The 17,691-nt window shown below is 48.3% G+C and carries 16 protein-coding genes; 5 read left to right on the forward strand and 11 right to left on the reverse strand.

The genetic code is table 11. The annotated features are described in order from the left end of the window. Window positions 1-131: 131 nt before the first annotated feature. The 7 genes from B9Y93_RS06995 to B9Y93_RS07025 form a co-directional block, all read right to left on the reverse strand. Window positions 132-734: a 50S ribosomal protein L25 gene (locus B9Y93_RS06995; protein ID WP_169028044.1), complete on the reverse strand. Its 603-nt coding sequence runs from the start codon at window positions 732-734 to the stop codon at window positions 132-134. 223 nt (window positions 735-957) lie between these two features. Further along, window positions 958-1,803, reverse strand: coding sequence for an ABC transporter permease (locus tag B9Y93_RS07000; protein WP_085493579.1), 846 nt, complete (start codon window positions 1,801-1,803; stop codon window positions 958-960). Beyond that, the gene (locus B9Y93_RS07005; RefSeq protein WP_085493580.1) at window positions 1,796-2,590 is read right to left on the reverse strand and encodes an ABC transporter ATP-binding protein; all 795 of its coding nucleotides are present in this window, start codon (window positions 2,588-2,590) and stop codon (window positions 1,796-1,798) included. The genes B9Y93_RS07000 and B9Y93_RS07005 overlap by 8 nt, the downstream gene beginning before the upstream one ends. Before the next feature lie 38 nt (window positions 2,591-2,628). After that, complete coding sequence (locus tag B9Y93_RS07010) at window positions 2,629-3,642, reverse strand: ABC transporter substrate-binding protein (RefSeq protein ID WP_085493581.1); 1,014 nt, start codon at window positions 3,640-3,642, stop codon at window positions 2,629-2,631. 317 nt (window positions 3,643-3,959) lie between these two features. Further along, the gene (locus B9Y93_RS07015; protein ID WP_085493582.1) at window positions 3,960-5,102 is read right to left on the reverse strand and encodes an ABC transporter permease; all 1,143 of its coding nucleotides are present in this window, start codon (window positions 5,100-5,102) and stop codon (window positions 3,960-3,962) included. Further along, the gene (locus B9Y93_RS07020) at window positions 5,099-6,241 is read right to left on the reverse strand and encodes an ABC transporter permease (RefSeq protein ID WP_085493583.1); all 1,143 of its coding nucleotides are present in this window, start codon (window positions 6,239-6,241) and stop codon (window positions 5,099-5,101) included. Before B9Y93_RS07020 ends, B9Y93_RS07015 begins: the two co-directional genes overlap by 4 nt. Window positions 6,242-6,255: 14 nt before the next feature. After that, the gene (locus B9Y93_RS07025) at window positions 6,256-7,233 is read right to left on the reverse strand and encodes an ABC transporter ATP-binding protein (RefSeq protein ID WP_085493584.1); all 978 of its coding nucleotides are present in this window, start codon (window positions 7,231-7,233) and stop codon (window positions 6,256-6,258) included. Between the two features lie 158 nt (window positions 7,234-7,391). On the opposite strand from B9Y93_RS07025, the gene B9Y93_RS07030 reads away from it, so the two are divergent. Continuing rightward, window positions 7,392-8,519, forward strand: coding sequence for a sensor histidine kinase (locus tag B9Y93_RS07030; protein WP_085493585.1), 1,128 nt, complete (start codon window positions 7,392-7,394; stop codon window positions 8,517-8,519). 45 nt (window positions 8,520-8,564) lie between these two features. Then, on the forward strand, window positions 8,565-9,236 hold the full coding sequence (locus tag B9Y93_RS07035) for a response regulator transcription factor (protein ID WP_085493586.1): 672 nt from the start codon (window positions 8,565-8,567) through the stop codon (window positions 9,234-9,236). Window positions 9,237-9,421: 185 nt separating this feature from the next. Here the strand turns inward: B9Y93_RS07035 and B9Y93_RS07040 are convergent, their stop codons facing one another. After that, window positions 9,422-9,682, reverse strand: a complete 261-nt coding sequence (locus B9Y93_RS07040) for a metal-sensitive transcriptional regulator (RefSeq protein WP_085493587.1) — start codon at window positions 9,680-9,682, stop codon at window positions 9,422-9,424. Window positions 9,683-9,707: 25 nt separating this feature from the next. Continuing rightward, complete coding sequence (locus B9Y93_RS07045; RefSeq protein ID WP_085493588.1) at window positions 9,708-12,317, reverse strand: FAD-dependent oxidoreductase; 2,610 nt, start codon at window positions 12,315-12,317, stop codon at window positions 9,708-9,710. Between the two features lie 251 nt (window positions 12,318-12,568). Between B9Y93_RS07045 and B9Y93_RS07050 the strand changes: the two genes are divergently transcribed. Further along, the gene (locus tag B9Y93_RS07050) at window positions 12,569-13,663 is read left to right on the forward strand and encodes a nitric oxide synthase oxygenase (protein WP_425320338.1); all 1,095 of its coding nucleotides are present in this window, start codon (window positions 12,569-12,571) and stop codon (window positions 13,661-13,663) included. A 73-nt stretch (window positions 13,664-13,736) separates the two neighbouring features. Here the strand turns inward: B9Y93_RS07050 and B9Y93_RS07055 are convergent, their stop codons facing one another. Further along, a complete protein-coding gene (locus tag B9Y93_RS07055) occupies window positions 13,737-15,251 on the reverse strand; it encodes a carboxypeptidase M32 (RefSeq protein ID WP_085493590.1) in 1,515 nt (504 codons plus the stop codon). Between the two features lie 147 nt (window positions 15,252-15,398). Between B9Y93_RS07055 and B9Y93_RS07060 the strand changes: the two genes are divergently transcribed. Next, window positions 15,399-15,743: an iron-sulfur cluster biosynthesis family protein gene (locus B9Y93_RS07060; RefSeq protein WP_240968178.1), complete on the forward strand. Its 345-nt coding sequence runs from the start codon at window positions 15,399-15,401 to the stop codon at window positions 15,741-15,743. 2 nt (window positions 15,744-15,745) lie between these two features. After that, window positions 15,746-16,375, forward strand: a complete 630-nt coding sequence (locus B9Y93_RS07065) for a beta-class carbonic anhydrase (RefSeq protein WP_085493591.1) — start codon at window positions 15,746-15,748, stop codon at window positions 16,373-16,375. Window positions 16,376-16,483: 108 nt separating this feature from the next. Here the strand turns inward: B9Y93_RS07065 and B9Y93_RS07070 are convergent, their stop codons facing one another. Beyond that, a complete protein-coding gene (locus B9Y93_RS07070; RefSeq protein ID WP_085493592.1) occupies window positions 16,484-17,539 on the reverse strand; it encodes a CobW family GTP-binding protein in 1,056 nt (351 codons plus the stop codon). Window positions 17,540-17,691 lie beyond the last annotated feature (152 nt).

The raw sequence follows: 17,691 nt of genomic DNA on the forward strand, positions 1-17,691 counted from the left end.
ATTTTATATGTTACACTCACCTTATTCTATCTTGTTAAGTTATGACGTGCCGTATTCATGAAAAAGGCCTCCTGCATGCAAAGATGCAGGAAGCCCTTAATGGAATCATGGATAGACAGATCTATGATCAACTATTCAGCTGTATCTTCTTCTACAACATCATCTGCTGCTTGGCTGCTCTGAGGAGCAGTAATAGAAGCGAGCAGTGTGTCTGGTGGAGCAATCAGTGTCAGCCCTTCCGGCAGCTTCACATCTGCAGCATGAAGCTTATCGCCCACATCAAGCGATGCTAAGTCGACAATGATGGAAGGTGGAAGCAGCTTAGCCGGTGCTTCAACCTCAAGCTCTGTGACAACGTGCTGTACGATGCCGCCCTTCGATACGCCGATTGGCGTTCCTTCGAATTCTAGCGGGATATTCGCTTTAATCGGTTGATTTTCACGAACGACATAGAAGTCCGCATGCTTAGGTTCGCCATCAATCGACTGCACCTCTTTTAGGACAACATGGATCGGTTTATCCGCTCCCACGGTAAGCTCAAACATTTCCGCGCGTCCTTGCTGCAGCAGCTTCTTCAAATCCCTGCCTTGGACGTGAACAGGTATATTCTCAGCGGCAGCACCATACACGATCGCAGGAACGCGTCCTTCCTCTCGTAATTGATGGAGTGTTGACTTATGATCAGCACTTCTTCGTTCTGCAATCAATTGAAACAACGGTTGTGTATTGCTCATTTGCTTGACAGCCTCCTTGTGCACAATGCCCAAAGCTACGAATTGCATGATATAAGGCATTCGAATATGTATATGGATTACCCGGCTTGTCCTGCGATGAAACAGGAAAGAAAATCCATGACTTCTTTCTAAAAAGAAATCCATTCCTTTCTCTCCCTTTCATCTCCAAATGACCGATACCTGCTATGCCCATGAATGATGCATTGAAGCCTGCTCCATCCATTCATTCATTTGCTTTACGGCGCGTCAGCAGTCGCTCCAAGTAAGAGACGCCTTGATACATCAATGTTGCCACTATCGCAATCAGCACGATTGAAGCCATAACCAAGGTGAAATTAAACACTTGGAACCCATATATGATCAAATAGCCAAGTCCACTCTTGGCCACTAGAAATTCACCAACGATAACCCCTACCCACGCCAAGCCTACATTTACCTTTAGTGTAGATATGATGGCTGGCATCGAGGCAGGAAGAATTACTTTGCGGAAGATTGTGCTGCGAGTGCCGCCAAACACCTGAACGACTTTTACATAATTCGGATCAACCTCTCGAAAAGCCTGATAAACGACCAAGGTAGTAATAATGACAGTGATGGATAAGGTCGTGGCTACAATAGCCGAGAAGCCGGGTCCAAAGCCTACAATGAACAAAGGGCCTAAAGCTACCTTCGGCATGCTGTTAAAGACAACCATATAAGGATCAAGCACTCTCGCCAAGAATCGTGACCACCAGATCATAATAGCTAGAAGTGTACCAAGGAGCGTTCCAAGCAGAAATCCAACGATCGTCTCTCCCACCGTTACCGATAGGTGAGGCCAGATGCTCCCATCCAACATATCCTTCCAGATCTGATAACCGACCTTGCTTGGGTAGCTGAAGAGCAATACGTCAATCCACTTCAATCGGCCGGCAATCTCCCACAGGGATATAAAGACAACCAGCAGAATCACCTGTGTTGCAATGACCGAGGAACGAAAGGACCTTTCTTTGCGTTTGTATTTCTGAAAGGTCGCGTGAACCAGGCTTGTCGAGGAGGTTCTTACCTTCGGTTGAGATGTATCAGACATAAGCGCCGCCTCCCCCTGTACGATCAGATGCTTCTAGCTCCATCCACACTTCATGAAACAGATCATTAAAGCCTTCCTGCTCGCGTGCGTAAAAAGGCTGTACGGAGCGAATCTGCTCTGGAATGACAAAGCTTCTTCGGATACTGCCGGGGTGGCGATTCAGCACGATAACTCGATCACTAACTGCAATCGCTTCAGACAGATCATGCGTAACCAGAATGGCTGTCTTTTCCCGCAGCTTTAGCGTCTCGACGATCAGATCCTCAAGCTGAAGCTTGGTCTGGTAATCAAGCGCAGAAAATGGTTCGTCTAGCAGCAGGATCTCTGGCTCAGTGGCAAGCGTGCGAACCAGCGCCACTCTTTGACGCATGCCGCCTGACAGCTGATACGGATACAGATTCTCCGTGCCCTGCAATCCCATTCCTTCCAGCAGCTGAATCACTTTCTGCTTTGTTTGATCATTGAGTTGGCCGGTTAATTCCAATCCCATGCAGGCATTGTCCATAATCGTCCGCCACGGAAACAAGTAATCCTGCTGCAGCATATAGCCAACAGAAGATGATGTCCCTCGAACAGGCTCGCCATTAATAAGTACATTCCCTCTAGTCGGCTTCACAAGCCCAGCGATGATCGATAGAATGGTCGTCTTTCCGCAGCCGCTGGGCCCAACCAAGCTAACAAATTCCCCTGGGGCAATGGAGACGGACAGCTCTTCAATGGCTAGCTTCGCTTCTCTTGGCGTAACATAGACATGGGTGACATCTCGAAGTTCAACTGTTGAATACATCCTTCCGCCTCCTTAGATCTGTCTGCAGTGCTTCGCATCTATTTTACATCCGCCTTCGCTTGTTCCGCGAAGCTGTGGTCAACGATGGAATGAAGTTCAACCTTCTGCTTTAATTCCCCAGCCTGATCCAATACCTCCAGCAAATGATTCCATTCCTGTTCATCAAGGGTCGGATCTGAGGCATATGACCCCTGTTCTTTGTAGCGCTTCACCGCACTTGCCACGATTGCAGGGTCTGCATCCTTAAAATATGGCATAATTAGCGCTGCGGTTTCCTCTGCACTATGCTGCTCTACCCACTGTTGGGCCTTGTATATCGCATTCGTGAATTGTTGAACGGTATCCTTGTTTTTAATAATGTAGCTGCTCTTTGCCATATATACCGTATATGGCAGCTTGCCGCTCTCCACACCGAAGGAGGCAACAACATATCCCTTTCCCTCTTGCTCGAAGATCGAGGCCTGCGGCTCGAACAATTGCACAAATTGCCCCGTTCCTGAGGCAAAGGCGGAGGCAATATTGGCGAAGTCTACATTTTGGATCAGCTCCAAATCTTTCTTTGGATCGATTCCATGCTTCTTCAAGGTAAATTCTCCAGCCATCTGCGGCATGCCGCCTTTTCGCTGACCAAGGAATACGCTTCCTTTTAGATCATCCCAACTAAAATCATCAAGCTTCTCTCGCGACATCAAAAACGTGCCGTCGGTTTGCGTAAGCTGAGCAACATTCATCACGACATCATCTGAACCCTGTTGATACACATATATCGACGTCTCTGCACCTACTAGGGCAATATCAATAACATTGGACAATAACGCCGTCATCGTCTTATCTCCACCAGCTGTCGTCTGCAGCTCAACCTGGAGTCCTTCTTCTTTAAAATAATCATTTGCCAGCGCAACATATTGCGGAGCATAAAATACGGTTCTTGCGACCTCGCCTAGCCGGACCTTCGTCAATTCACCTGAATCCTTGGAACAAGCGCTTAGCAGCATACTTAACAACAGCATGCTTGCGACTAGAAATGAGGCCAACCTTCTATAGGGTTTCATCCGCTCAACCTCCCAAGCCTCTCTTGCATCGCCTCTCATCTGAACAGATTGAAGCATCTGCTACTGCAGTGTATGCAGCTGCCTAGCAAGTGGGAACCGAGCTGAACTTCTCCAGCACTTAACGGATTCGTACACATCCCACAAGCTATAACGACTGTTTTAGCCAGCAGCTCTTCATCAAAAAAAGGCGGTCGAAAATATTCGACCGCCTGCCTTCGATATGACTGTACGTATAATGTACATATAAAAAACAATCTTCAATTCAACATTTCCATAGAGGCAGCAGCAATCGCCAGCTTTTACACAATCAGGCAACTCTAACGAAGCGACTCCTTGGCGCTCGGCTGAAGCACAACCGAACCCAAGCATAGAAAGAACAGCGTGAACAAGCATAACACAACAAGGTGAAGCCAGATGGAAGAGAGCGAGTTGCCTGCAGCAAGCAGCTCGATGCCATCCAAGGCCCAGCGCTGCGGCACCGCATAAGACAGCTGCTGCATATAAGGCTTCATCATCTCAATCGGCCAGAAGCAGCCTCCAATCATGCTTGCTGGGAAGATAAATGCAAACCCCATATTCGAGAAATGAGCCGCAGAAGCGATGAGCGACCCGAGCATGCATCCGATGCTTATGCCTGCACATAAAAACAATTCCAGCATGACAAATTGTTCAATTGCACCAATTCCCATCGGAATGCCCATAATTCCTCTTGTGATCAATAAGACAATGATGAGCTGAATGGTTCCATAGATGACGATGCCAATATAATAACCGGCAGCAATCTCCCAAGCTCGAACAGGTGCTGCATACACACGGGACATCAGCATATTCTGCTTATCTTCCTTCATGACAATGACCGCATTCAGAGCATTGTACAAAATGAAGATCATGAATATGCCCATAGCTGTTCTCAAATTAGGCGGCGCTTTGGCTGCTTGCTCCTTTACCTCGAAGCTTGGCTTGAAAGCTAGATATCTCTGAAGTCCAGCCTGAATCTTATCGCTTGTCACGGCTTGCTCCTGCTCAAGCTGCGCAGCTACCCGCAGCCACTCTCGTGATGCCTGCTCAGCTGCCAGCTGCAGGGTAATCGCGGCTTCATTAATACCCAGAGACACAATACGGAGCTTGGGCGAGGCTTGCTTCTGAATCATCTCGCCATAGCCAGCTGGTATATAGAAGGCCGCTTTATGCTTTCGTTCTGTTACAAGCGCTTCGATTGCTTTTGCATCCTTTAATTCAACTAATTGGAACGACTGTGCCAATGAGTCCAGGAGGGCTTCCGACCAGATGCTGTGATCTTGATCGACATAGGGAATAGTCGGCGTTCCTGATACCTCGAAATGCAAAAGCCCCATAATAAGCGATAGCAGCAGAGAGGGAACGATAAAGAGCAGCACCCATGTTTTTTTCTTGCCTAGCAAGCGTAAGGTCAGCTGCTTGGCGACAATAAACGTATTCATCGGGTCACCACCTTTTTGCTGAAGTATAAGGAAAGCCCTCCCAAGATGATTGCCCACAGCGCGAGGATCCCTAATCCATGCTGCGTTGCGGCTGGCGCGGCATTAAGCATTTGGTTATAGAAGATTTGCATGCCCCAATAAGGCAGCGTGTACACTCCAGCAGCTTGTTGAAACTCTGGAATGAGCACATAACCCCCGCTTGCCGCCACCATCGCAATAATAATCGTTTGCATAAAGGTATGAAGCGTCTTCGATTGGCGAAACCAAGCCGCCCCTATCAGCCCGATGCACAGCGAACAGAGCGTTACGAATCCGCAGGCGATGACCACAGTCCCTAAATGAAGATGCCAGTTCACGCCATAGACGACAGCGGATATGACGATCATGCATCCCGCTTGAAGAAGTGAGAGAATAAAGTGCGCAAGCATCATCGCATAAATGATTTCTCGCGGCCTAGCCGGAGTAGACTGCATTCGCTTCAGGGTATAGCTCCTCTCTTCAACAAGCAGGGCTGAACCGAATCGAAGTCCAGCGTATAGCAAGAACATGATCAGAATAGAGACGGCATAGTACTGCATTGCCGTAACGGACTCTGAAGAGATGAGTCCCATGCTCACGAGCGGCTCGCTGTCCTGTAATGATGTGCCCTGTTCTTCTCCACTTGTATCCTCGACCGTATGATCAGCTTCCAGCTTCAGGGCATGCATGGCAGACGCACTGGCAAACTCATTGACGATTGATGTCATCATAAGGTTGATGACATGATTGGATCCTTGCAAAAGTTGAATAGAGGCTTCCTCCTGCTTCGGAATGACAATGCCATAATCCACCTGCTGCAAGCGCAGCTGTTCCGCCAACGCGGCTGAGGTTGAGATCTGCTCAATCGTGATATAACGGCTGACCTCTTCATGCCGGGAGAACTGTGTAAATGCTTGAGCCATGGACTCGTTGCCTTCACCAACAAGACCAACCGTAGCAACCGGCAGGATAACATCCTCCTGTTTGAAGACTTCTGAGCCCGCCAAGGAGGAACCAAGCACAAAGATCATAATAAGCGGAACGAGTATAAACTGAACGTATGTGCTGCGCTCCTTAAGCCAATAGGAAAGCTCATGCCAGAAAATATGCCAGAATCTCATGCTATCTCCTCCCTTCAATCCCGCAATTGCCGGCCTGTCAGTGATAAGAATAGATGTTCCAAATCCGGAGTTTCTCGCTTCAGTGTGAGAACCGATAAACCGTGTTTAGCCAATATAAACAAGATATCTTGCAAGCGGTCATAGTGTGGAGAGAGCATAAGTTCCAACTGATTGCCTTCCAAGTGAACGTCGAGAACGATGGCGCTCTTCTTGAGTTCGTCAATGGCGGGATGATGTTCTGATTCCACGCCTTCCTCTGTCTCAATCGTAAGCTTCTCTTGACTCGCAATGCGCTGTCTGAGCTCTGCTTCTGTTCCCAAGGCGATGCATTTGCCTTCATTCATAATGCCGATGCGAGTCGCAATCGCCGATACTTCCTCCATGTAATGGCTCGTATAAATGATGGTTGATCCGTCCAGATTCAGTTTTCTTACAGACTCTAGGATATGGTTTCTCGAATGGGGATCAATGCCTACCGTCGGCTCATCCATAATGATCAGCTTCGGCTTATGTGCAATCGCACAGGCAATATTCAGACGACGCTTCATTCCGCCAGAAAAGGTGGATGGAAGATGGTGCTGGCGCTCCATTAATCCGACCCGCTCAAGCGCCTCATCCACGCTCTCCTTTAGCCCTTTTCCACGAAGACCATACAGTTTGGCGAAGAACTCCACATTTTTTCTCGCACTGATATTTTCATAGACTGCAATGTCTTGAGGCACGAGTCCGATATGGCGCTTTACCTCCGTAGGTCTCTCTTGAATGGACTGGCCATCGAGCTTAATGGTGCCGCTGTCGATCGGAAGAAGCCCTGTAATCATTTGAATCAAGGTGCTTTTTCCTGCCCCATTTGGCCCCAATAGGCCAAATACTTCTCCTTCTTCGATATATAGATCCAAATGATCAACGGCGATCACTTGCTTAAAGCGTTTGACGAGCTTATGAACGGTTAACAACACGCTCCACCTGCCTTGTGGTTTTGATATTTCCATCTTACCTTCTCACCTTGAAGCTGACAGGTGGATATGGTCATTCTTTTCCATATGACCTTCGTCATATTTGCATGCGGAACCATCCCATACTGCTTGAGCCATGCTATAATACGTAGGTCTCTTCCCTGGATTCAAGACAACGATAAGGAGGAAGTCGTATGCCTGGCAGCTTGCTGTTTGCGCTGCGCTATCTATTCGCGCTGCTCCCCTTTACCTATGTGCTGCTTGCAGAGCCAGCACTGGCTTCTGCCTTTTCCTTACAGCATTATTGGCTTCTTTTTCTACTGTTTTTAACGAGCATAGAGCTTAGACGGCAGTTTCCACGTTTCACCTTAATCGGCCTTATCTTGGAGACCACTATTGTTCTATGGCTTACATACGATGTCTCAGCCCTACTGTCGCTGCTGTGGATATCAAGCCTGCTCTCCTCAGAAAGATCCGATGTTGTGACGCTGATGCGAAGCCTACTTTTTGCAGGGTGGCTTGCCTTCAACATCGTCTTGTTCGATTCAGACACAACATGGCTGGTCTTATTCAACCTTGTTGTCGGACTTGCGATCTCCTTCCAATGGTATCGATTAAAGATGGAAACCGAACAGCAGCTGCAGCGAATGGAATATGATCATTTGAGAGGGCATAACTACGAGTTGGAACAAGCTAGGCAGGAGATGATTCAATTTTCACGGATGGTTGAAATGGTCGCGCAAATGGAGGAACGCAGCCGCATTGCGCATGATCTTCATGATGAGCTTGGCCATCAGCTCGTTCGCCTGAAAATGATGATGGATGCCTCAGTCGAGGTCATTGAAGTGAAGCCAGAAGAAAGCAAGAAGCTGTTCCTCGTTGTTCGCGACCAATTAAGCGACAGCATGGAGCTAATGCGAGCAACAGTCCAAAGGCTTAAGCCTCGGCAAATGAATACCAAAAGCTATTCGCTTAAGCATCTGATTGAAGAATATAGGGATGCGCCTGTTGCGATTCACTACAGCATGTCCGGCCAGCCAATCGAGATGTATCCAAGCATGGAGATTACGTTCTACCGCAACGCCAAGGAGGCGATTGCCAATGCCATTCGGCATGGACATGCCACAATAATTACATTGCATCTTCATTTTGATCAGCGCCATATCGTCCTCGAGGTGCGCAATAATGGATGTATCCCCGACCATATTAAGCTTGGCATGGGGCTTCAAGGCATGAAGGATCGCGCAGAGACGCTTGGAGGAAAAGTTGAGGTCGCCACAGCACCTGAGGTTACGGTGAGAACAGAGCTGCCGATCCTTTAAATAGAGGTTCGCAACCATTATGTATCGGAAAAGGAGGCTGCACGGATGTCAGCATTAATGCGTGTCGCCATCGTTGATGACGATATTTTTATCCGAGAAAGTCTAAGCATGATTATTCAGATCAAAGAAGGATTTGAATTGGCGGGCACTTGCGCCAATGGCTTTGAGGCCTATGAGCTCGTACAGCAGCAGCAGGTCGATGTTGTGCTCATGGATATGAGGATGCCTGAATGTGACGGCGCAGAAGGAACAAGGCTTGTTAAAGAAGCCTGTCCCGCTACCAAGGTGATTATTTTGACCACCTTTGACGATGAGCAGTATCTTGTGCAGGCTCTGCGTCATGGAGCAAGCGGCTATCTCCTTAAGAACAGCTCGCCTGATCGCTTGCTGGAATCCATACGCAGCGTCATGAACGGCAATGTGCTGATGGACTCCAATATGGCTTTGAAGCTGACGACACTTATTAGTCAGCATCCAACTCCACAAGAAAAGCCAGCATGCATCCCATGGGAACATCTTAGTCTGACAGCTTCAGAACGAGGAATCGTCGAGCATATCGCGAATGGCAGAACGAATCGCGAAATTGCCGAATCTTTATTTTTGAGCGAAGGAACGGTGAAGAACTACGTCACTGATATTTTGTCTAAGCTTGCGCTTCGCGATCGCACTCAGTTGGCCATTTGGTATTGGAAACAGCAGAACCAACAGCAGCCATAATCACTGTAATACCCATTCACGGCAAGGCAGGTTTGAGCTTTAAGCGCATAGAAGCTGATAAAGACATAAAGAAAAAATGTATAAAGTGATTCTTGACCTTACACCGATAAAAGGCATGCCAAAAAAGGGAGATATCACCATCTCCCTTTTATAGAACAACTAGCTAATTCATGATTGGACTCTTATTATCTGCTCTTTACCAACAGCTCCACTGCTTCTTGTATCACATCTGATGGGTCCTCGCCAGCATCCAACTGCTCTTCGATGCAGCTCTTCAGATTCGCGCCAATCACAAGCCCGATTGAGCGGTCAACAGCCGTGCGGATTGCTGACAGCTGGGTTACGATATCCCGGCAATCCTCGCCTTTTTCGATCATATTCAGCACGCCTCGGATTTGACCTTCCGCGCGCTTCAGCCGGTTTTTAATCGCGACTTCATATTCCATTATCCACCCTCCTTACCTTCAATGCTTAAATGAACAGGTTGAGTCCTGAATCCTCCGCATCGCTTAAGTAGCTTGCCACACCGCCAAGCTCCACGCCAGGCATAAGCTCGTCCTGATGAACGCCCATCAGTTCCATGCTCATTGTACATGCCACGAACTTTACTCCTGCAGCTTGCGCATTCTTGATCATCGTATCCAACGAATCGACATTCTTATCGCTCATAACCTTCTCGATCATTTTCGGCCCCATGCCGGCAAAGTTCATTTTAGACAACGGGAGCTGGCTTGCGCTGTTCGGCAGCATCATACTGAACATTTTACCAAATAGATCTTTGTCTGTCTTGGGCGCATCCGTGCGCTTAAGAATGGATAGTCCCCAGAACGTAAAGAACATGGTGACCTTCTTGCCCATAGAAGCCGCGCCTGTTGCAATAATAAACGAAGCAATAGCTTTATCTAGATCTCCGCTGAACACAACCAGCGTAGCGTTTTCTTGCGTTTTTTGCACGGGGGCAATGGCTGACCCTTGGTTCACTTGGCAGCTAATCGCACTCGCTGCATCAGCCTCTGTCATCCCTTGGCCTTTTTGCACATAAGCAATCAGTTCGCCTTTGTTCATCTCAGCATGAAGAAGCTCGTTTCCTGTGCGCTGACACCATTTATCCACATCGGAACGAAAGCCTGGATCTGTCGCCATGATCTTAACCACTTGCCCTTCTTCCATCGACTGTAGTGTCTGGTAGAGCTGCAGGATCGGACCTGGACATTGCAGACCTCTGGCATCAAGCTCCTGATGCGGCTTAGACAAGTCTATCTGAGAAGAGGCCGTCTTCCCTGCGTCAGATGGCGCCTCAACACTAGCCTCGCTCATTTGCTTCAATCCTCGATCATGATTCGTACCGCCGCTTGGTTTCATTGCTGCTCTCATTGCTTGCTCCTGCTCCTTCTCATTAGCTTGCTGACGCTCACGATTGCGAATCACAGCTGCATACGTTTTATAACCGCCATCCACATTCTTTACCTTCTTGCCGTGCAGAGCGAGCAAGCGAGCTGCAACGTAGCCCCTTAATCCCACCTGACACGACACATAGACGACTTGATCATTCGAGATCTCGTCGAGACGATCACGCAGCTCGTTCAACGGTATATTTTCCGTGCCAGGAATATAACCTGCTTCTCGCTCAATCGGCTCACGAACATCAATAACACGTCCGCCCTCTGCGATGATTGCGTCCACCTCATGCCACTGCACGGTGTCCACAAGTCCGTCCATCATGTTGCCGGCAATATAACCAAGCATATTGACTGGATCCTTCGCTGAGGAATATGGAGGCGCATAGCTAAGCTCTAGATCTGCGAGATCCTGAACCAGAAGTCCGCCTTTCATCGCAGTGGCGATGACATCGATTCGCTTGTCCACACCGTCTGCGCCAACACCTTGTGCGCCAAGAATTCTGCCTGTTGCAGGATCAAAAAGCAGCTTCATGGAGATAGAGGATGCCCCTGGATAATAGCCTGCATGAGACATCGGATGTGTATGAACAGCACGGTATTCGATGCCTTGGCGCTTCAGTGTCTTCTCATTATTGCCCGTGGAGGCAACGGTAAGGTCGAACACCTTCGCAATGGCAGTTCCGTATGCCCCTTGATAACGTGCAGCTTTGCCGTTTAATACGTCTGCCAGCAAGCGCCCTTGACGGTTCGCTCCCCATGCCAAAGGTACATATGCGGCTTCTCCATTGACAGCATCCTTCACTTCAATCACATCACCAACTGCATAGATGTGAGGATCACTTGTCTGCAGCTGTTCATTAACACGAATTGCGCCTCTTAGGCCCGTGTCTAATCCTGCTTCCTTGGCCAGCTGGCTCTCCGGCTGCACACCAATCGCCAATATCGTCATGTCCGTTGTGATTTTACGGCCTGTAGAAGTAACCAGCACCTTCCCTTCTTCTTCGAAGGCATTCACGCTCTCGCCGAAGATGAGCTGCACACCGTGGTCCGTCAAGTGCTGATGTACAATAGCAGCCATCTCTTCATCTATCGGGTTCAAGACCTGCTGTCCCATCTCGACTAAGGTGACGTCCACTCCGCGCTCGCGAAGATTCTCTGCCACCTCTACGCCAATGAACCCTCCGCCGATAACAACAGCGCGCTTTGGCTCCTTTTCATCTACATAGGCCTTAATCCGATCGGTATCCGGAATATTGCGAAGCGTAAACACATCCTTAGCCTGCTCTATGCCTTCAATGCTAGGGCGAATCGGCTTGGCTCCTGGCGAGAGCACCAGCACATCATAAGGCTGCTCATACATGCTCCCATCGTCTAGACGACGAATGTGGAGCATCTGTCGCTCCCGATCAATCGCAACCGCTTCGTTACGCACACGAACATCGATCCTATATCGATCCGACATTCCCTTTACCGTTTGCACCAGCAGCTTGCTGCGATCTGTAATCGCTCCGCCTATATAATAAGGAAGCCCGCAATTTGCAAAAGAAATATGCTCGCCGCGCTCCAGCATAATAATCTCATCCTGCTCATTCAATCGGCGCAATCGAGCTGCAGCCGAGGCACCCCCGGCAACGCCTCCTACGACAACAATCGTACGACCTTTTTTTATTTCTAGTGTCATGTACAGTTCTCTCCTTTATCAAAATGTAAACTATTTCACATACCTATACAGGTATTTTTACATGCGCATTTATACCCTTAGGGGTATATTAACATATCCGTTTTTACTGGTCAACCCGATGACCGAATTGTCTTTTATGCACTTCGACAAGAATTCGCAACACGAGTATCGTCAAACCGCTTTTAAACAATGATAAAATGAGAATCATGTCGAACAAGGACTTCTTCATGAGCAGGAGGGTTAATGTGAGCATTGCAACAAAAGGAAATACTGCGTTGTTGGAGGAAGCTGTTGCATTTCTTACACAGATGTACGCAGAGCTGCAGCTATCGCAAGACGAACGGCATCGTCGCATTCAACATATAACGAAGGAAATACAAGAAGAGGGCTTCTACCTGCATACCCAAGGTGAGCTGGAATATGGAGCCAAAGTGGCATGGCGCAACAGCAACCGCTGCATTGGCAGGCTGTTCTGGCAGTCTCTTCATGTGATGGATCGCCGGCATGTATCTACGCCTGATGAAGGCTATCAAGCCCTTCTGGAGCATATTGAGTATGCAACGAATGGCGGCAAGATACGTCCGACAATCACGATTCTCGGCATGGATTATCCTAATCATACTGGGCTGCGCATCGTCAATGACCAGCTGATCCGTTATGGTGGCTATGAGACGAAGGATGGAATTACAGGCGATCCGATCTCCATTGACTTAACGAAAAAGGCCCAATCTCTCGGCTGGAGAAGCAAGCGCACGGCATTCGACATTCTCCCACTCATGCTTGAGTCAGCGGATCAAACTGTTCATTGCTATGATTGGCCGAAGGAAGCGATCCTGGAAGTTCCGCTGACTCATCCTACTCTGGAGTGGTTTGAGGAACTTGGGCTGCGCTGGTATGCTGTTCCTATTGTGTCTAATATGAGGCTAGAGATTGGAGGCATCTCCTACCACGCCGCCCCGTTTAATGGCTGGTATATGGGAACGGAAATAGGCGCGCGCAATCTAGCTGATCCGTTCCGTTATCATTTGCTTCCTGTCATCGCAAAGCGAATGGGGCTTGCAACAGACTCTAACACGACGTTGTGGAAAGACAAAGCGCTTGTAGAGCTAAATCTAGCGGTTCTTCATTCGTACAAGGAAGCTGGTGTGAGCATCGTTGATCATCATACAGCAGCTCAACAGTTCATGCAGTTTGAACGCAAAGAACAAGAGCAAGGACGAAGCATAACCGGGGACTGGACTTGGTTAATACCACCCATGTCGCCAGCTGCGACGCCAATCTTTCACGAGTCGTATGATCCAACATGGAACAAGCCGAACTTCTTCTACCGCAACGATGAAAGCTAATCATCAAAAAGACTGCCTTTTCGCATATTTTGCGAGTAGGCAGTCTTTTTGATTCATAAGTCTAATTTTATGTTTAGGACAGCTGATAGACCTCTTTGGTCTTATTCGTCAAGTAATCAACAAGGTATTGAGGATTCAACGCTTCACCTGTCATGCTCTGAATAATGTCAGATGGCGTTTTCAGCTTGCCATATTGATACACATGCTCGGTCAAATAAGCTTTGATCGGCGCAAGTTCGCCATTCTCAATGCGAGCATCAAGATCAGGCATCCCTTTGCGCATCGAATGCATCATCTGCGCAGCATACATATTGCCAAGCGCATAGGATGGGAAGTAGCCGAAGCTGCCTCCAGACCAGTGAACGTCCTGAAGCACGCCTTCTCCGTTATTTGTTGGCCGGACGCCAAGATAGCTCTCGTATTTGTCATTCCATACCTCAGGAAGATCATCAACAGAGAGGTTGTCATTAAAGAGCATTTTTTCTATCTCATAACGGATAATGATATGCAAGTTGTATGTGACTTCATCCGCTTCAATACGGATAAGAGATGGTTCAACACGGTTAATCGCACGATAGAAGTCCTCAGCCTTCACTTGGCTCAGCTGGGAAGGAAAGGTGCGTTGAAGTTCACCGTAATACTGCTTCCAGAATGGCAAGCTGCGTCCAACCAGATTCTCCCACAGGCGAGACTGGGATTCATGGATACCCATCGAAGTCCCTTCGCATAGCGGCAAGCCAGCAAATGCAGGAGAGATGTTCTGCTCGTACAATGCATGGCCGCCTTCGTGCAAGGAACTAAAGATGGCGCTTGCCACGTCCTTCTCCAAATAGTTCGTCGTGATGCGAACATCGCCCAGGTTCAAGCCGATTGCAAAGGGATGGACACTCTCATCGAGTCTGCCTGCTGTAAAATCAAAGCCCATTTGGTTCAAAATAAAGTTGCTGAACGATTTCTGGCCTTCGATCGAATATGTATCTTTCAAAAATGCAAATGCTGGCTTGTTGTCCGCCTGCTTAACCTCTTCAACGAGCGGCACCAGCTGATCTCTCAAATCGCCGAAGATGCGGTCAAGCTCAGCAACCGTCATACCAGGCTCGTACATATCAAGCAGCGTATCATAACGCGTCTCTTTGACACCCCAGTAATCAATAAATTGCTGTGAGATCTTCACAATATCTTTTAGGAAAGGCTTGAATGTATCATAGTCGCCAGAGTGCTTCGCTTCTTCCCAAGCACTTTCGGCCTTCGATGTCAGTACGACATATTCTTGATACAATTCAGGAGGCAACAGCTTATTGCGGTTGTAATCCTTTCTTGTATCCTGAACCATCTTCTTGAGCGGCGCGTCAAGTTCGTCCATCTTCGCTTCAAGCGTATCCAAATAAGCCCCCATCTCATCTGAGACGCTCAGCTTGAACACGTCCGTGGACAACATTCCAATTGTCTCAGAACGCCCTGGAACACCTTTTCGAGGAGCGCCCGTACGCAGGTCCCAATACAGCATGCCAACCGCTTCGCTGTACGCTTTTAACTTTTTCAACAAATCAACAAATGCTTGGCTCTCGTTCGTATACGTTGCGCTCATCATACCACCTCAATCTAGAATTTATCGAACGTGAATATTTCAAGGATTGCGACCCTACCTCTTGATGATACGCTCTCCATTGATTATAATCAACTTTCAAATACAGCTTATCCCAAAAGGGTTAGTTAATCGAGGTGATCCCCAATTATGATGCAACTGATTCTCTCGGAACCTGCGCTGCAGGATCTAAGCGAGCGGTTGTCACCGAGTGGCATGCTTAAGCTCGTCTATGACACCGACGGATGCGGTTGTGCGGTAAATGGTGTACCGGCAATATGGCTTGTTGATCACCCATCCGCTGATGATCAGACGATCACGAGCAATGCTCCTTTTGAGGTCCTTATTCAGCCGAATCAGGCTGTGTTCTTTGAGGAGCTCATGATGCTTGATCGGAATACAACAGGCTACTTTCGCTTAGCGAGCCATCAACAAATTTATTCTACCCATGTCGCTTGTTATGACAAACGCGGACTGCAATCTCAGGAGGTATAATCATGAGTAAAATGTCAGATATTCTAACCTACAATGAACAATTTGTTAGCCAAAAGGAATACGAGCAGTATTTGACTGACAAATATCCAGAAAAGAAAATGGTCATCATCACCTGTATGGACACTCGTCTCGTCGAGCTGCTCCCAAAAGCAATGAATCTTCGCAACGGCGATGCCAAGATCATTAAAAATGCAGGAGCGATCATCTCCCAGCCATTCGGCTCTGTTGTACGCAGCGTGCTCGTTGCCCTGTACGAGCTGGAAGCCGATGAAGTCATGGTCGTTGGACATTATGGCTGCGGCATGACGGGTCTTAACTCCGAACATATCGTGGAAAAAGCGCGCAAGCGCGGCGTTGATGATGTTGTGCTGGACACGCTGACGAACTCAGGAATCAAGCTTCATCATTGGCTGCGCGGCTTCGACAATGTCCATGAGGGCGTACTGAACAGTGTGCGCACCCTGCGCAAGCACCCGCTTCTGCCAAATGATGTGCCTGTACATGGCTTGCTCATCAATCCAGAAACAGGCGCTATAGAGTGGATCGCTGACGGATATCGTTATCTTGAGGATCAGACTCAAGCAACGCACAGCACGGATGATAAAGAGCACAACCCTTCAATGACAAGGTAATGCTGTCCTTGAGCGAATCACTCTCTATCCTGCCTAATGATTAGCATAAGGGCCGCTGCACTCTCTTGGAGTAAGCGGCCCCTTTTTACAAATACGAAAGTCCCCTTATTAATCCTCTTCAAGCAGTTGGTATAACCTTTGCTCCAGTTCAGCCGCATCCATCTGCTCACCGATGACTACGATGACATCGTCAATCTCGCCTTGTGGCATAATTGGAATAAACTCCGTTGCACGATAGGCATATTGGAACATATAGCGCTTCGACGTATCGGTGAACTGAACAATCCCCTTCGCACGATACACGGTATCAGGCAGCGCCAAGAGCCACTGTTCAAAGCGCTCGCTGCAAACCGGGGACGAAATAGCATGCGTCCAGGCGGTAACAAACGCATGATGGGGCTGATGGATATGGTGGCTGTCGACTTGATCTGCCGTCCTGTGCTGATCATGAGTGCTGCAGCAATCGCATGCCTGCCCGGTTGTGATGGGGTTCTCTGTCCGCTCATCTGATAAGCGAAGCGCATCAAGCCACACATTCCTATCAAGCTTGGCGTGGCTTGTCCTTAACACAGAAGCAGTCGCATTCCATGCTCGGATCTCATGCAAGACGCGGTCTGCTTCTTGTTCGTCCACTAGATCACATTTATTCAAAATGATGGTGTTAGCCGAGCGAATCTGCTCCTTGACGAGTTTCTTCAGCTTCGTGGAACCCTTTTTCTCTGCTTTTACAAACACTTGTTCTGATAACTGAGCAGCATCAGCCAGCGAGATCAGGCTCGTCAGCTGCACAGGGGCATACATCGATACCTCAGTCAATGCATCAACAATCTCCATAGGCTCCGCAATGCCTGTGCATTCGACATAAATAACGTCAGGCCTTAACTCCAGCACCAGCTCGTACAGCTTCAGTCCAAAGTCTCCTCGAACGGAACAGCAAATACATCCCCCAAGAAGCTCCTCCATCTGCACGTTATCAGGCAGCATCTGACCATCGAGATTCACTTCACCCACCTCGTTCATGATCACTGCAGGTGTAAGACCTGCTTCCATGCTCCAATCCACCAGCTGCTTAAGCAGCGTCGTCTTCCCGCTTCCAAGAAAGCCGGATAAGATGACAACCGGAATATCATGCCGCTTGTGATCTTGTTTTTCTATTGAACTCATCTAAACAACCCCATTCTGTCACATCTATGATCCGTGCAGCCTGTATAAAGCGAATACGAAAGGAAATACAAGCTCAACTGTACCATTTTTGTTGCGCAATTGCGCCGTTTCTATTACATTTTATATAGTGAATAGGTTTGCCTGCAAGATAA

It is taken from the genome of Paenibacillus aquistagni, from assembly GCF_900177815.1.
GTDB classification, from domain to species: Bacteria; Bacillota; Bacilli; order Paenibacillales; family Paenibacillaceae; genus Paenibacillus_B; species Paenibacillus_B aquistagni.